2 protein-coding genes are annotated in these 2,012 nt (G+C 64.5%); both read left to right on the top strand.

Going from position 1 to position 2,012, the window contains the following annotated elements:
* Positions 1 to 895, top strand: an 895-nt coding sequence (locus FVF58_RS50840) for an efflux RND transporter permease subunit (protein WP_188131240.1), incomplete at its 5' end; no start/stop codon positions are given.
* Between the two features lies 1 nt (position 896).
* Positions 897 to 2,012 (top strand): efflux transporter outer membrane subunit (locus FVF58_RS50845; protein WP_149676965.1); only part of this gene is annotated, 1,116 nt, incomplete at its 3' end.

Consider the following 2,012-nt stretch of genomic DNA (forward strand, 5'->3'; position numbering starts at 1 on the left):
CCGGCTCACGCCTGATGATCTCGACCGGATCTACGTTCGCAGCACGACCGATAGCATGGTGCCGCTCAAGTCGGTGGTGACCTCGAAGTTCACCACCGGTCCTGTTCTGGTGACGCGCTTCAATAATTTCCTGGCGGTGAAACTCACGGTCAATGGCGCGCCCGGCATCAGCTCGGGGCAGGTGCTGTCCACCATTGAAGAACTCGGCGCCGAGGTGTTGCCACCGGGCTATAACCTCGGGTGGAGCGGCGAGGCGTACGAGGCGAGGAAGGCGGGCAGCACGTCGGGGCTGGTGTTCGTATTTGGCCTCATCATGGTGTTCCTGATTCTGGCTGCGCAATACGAGAAGTGGAGTCTGCCGATCGGCGTGCTGCTGGCGGTGCCTTTCGCGCTGTTCGGCGCGCTGCTTGCCATCATGATGCGCGGCCTCGAAAACGACGTCTACTTCCAGATCGGGCTGACGATGCTGGTGGCGCTCGCGGCGAAGAACGCGATCCTGATCTTCGAGTTCGCCGTGATCAACCGCGAGGCGGGCGAGTCGGTGTATGACTCGGCGGTCTCCGCGGCGAAGGAGCGGCTGCGCCCGATCGTGATGACCTCGCTCGCGTTCATTCTCGGCTGCGTGCCGCTTGCGATTGCACTCGGCGCGTCGCAGAACAGCCGGCACTCGATCGGCACAGGTGTGATCGGCGGGATGCTCGGCGCCACCGCGATCGCCGTGTTCTTCATCCCGATGTTCTTCTATGTGCTCGAGACGATGTCGGAGAAATCGGGCGGCGGCAAGAAAACCCCGGGGCCGAGCGGCGGTGCACCGGGTGATGGACCTTCGCCGGGTGTTGACGCGGGCCCGGGCGGGCCAAAGGTCACGCCCTCCGCGAGACGCGAGGACGAATGACATGCGTCGCTCAGTGTTCCTGCCGGTACTGGTACCCGTCCTTCTGGGACTGGGAGGGTGTCTGCTTGGTCCCAATTACGTACGGCCGACCGTCGAGACACCGGCGACGTTCCGTTTCGAAACCGGCGAAGCCGCCGAGGTTGCCAACACGGCATGGTGGGAGCAGTTCCAGGACCCCGTGTTGAACGAGCTGATTGCCACCGCGCTCGCCGACAACAAGGACGTCAAGATCGCGGCCGCACGCGTGGACCAGTTCCTCGGTCAGTTCGTCACGACCCGCGCGGGGCTATTCCCGCAGGTGAGCGCCGGCGCCCTCGCGGGCCGCGAGCGGGAATCGCAATCTGGACCGTTGCCGCTGGCCGCGGGGGTATCGCCGGTATTCAACGAGTTTCAGGCGACGCTCTCGGCGTCGTGGGAAATCGATCTGTTCGGCAAGGTGCGCCGTCAGACAGAAGCGGCGCGCGCGAGCCTGCTGGCAAGCGAGGAGGGGCGCCGCGCGGTGATCCTTTCGCTGGTCGCGTCGGTGGCAACCTCCTACATCAATCTGCGCAGCCTCGACCAGCAGCTTGCGATCGCGAAGGCCACGACTGAAAGCCGCCTCGAATCGGTACACGTCTTCACGTTGCGGTTCAAGGGCGGCGACGTATCGCAGATGGAGCTCGCGCAGAGCCAGTCGGAATATGAAGCATCGGCCGCGACGATCCCGCAGCTGGAGGCGCAGATCGCCCAGCAGGAAGACGCGCTTTCGGTGCTGATGGGTCATAACCCGGGCGACATCCTGCGTGGCCGGCAACTGTCGGAACTGGCGGTTCCGGTCGTGCCGGCAGGGCTGCCTTCGGAACTGCTCGAACGACGCCCCGATCTTCTTCAGGCCGAACAGAACCTGGTTGCCGCGAACGCGCTGATCGGTGCGGCGCGCGCGCTTTACTTTCCGTCGATCTCGCTGACCGGGCTGTTTGGTTCGGCAAGCGGCGCGTTCTCGAAACTGTTCGAGGGGCCGGCGAGGATCTGGTCCTATGCGGGCTCGTTGACGGTGCCGATCTTCACTGCCGGCAGTATCAGCGGGCAGGTCAAGCAGGCCGAAGCCCAGCAGCAACAGACATTGTTCCAGTACCAG

Origin of the sequence: Paraburkholderia panacisoli, assembly GCF_008369935.1 — a bacterium.
In the GTDB taxonomy this organism is placed as follows: domain Bacteria; phylum Pseudomonadota; class Gammaproteobacteria; order Burkholderiales; family Burkholderiaceae; genus Paraburkholderia; species Paraburkholderia panacisoli.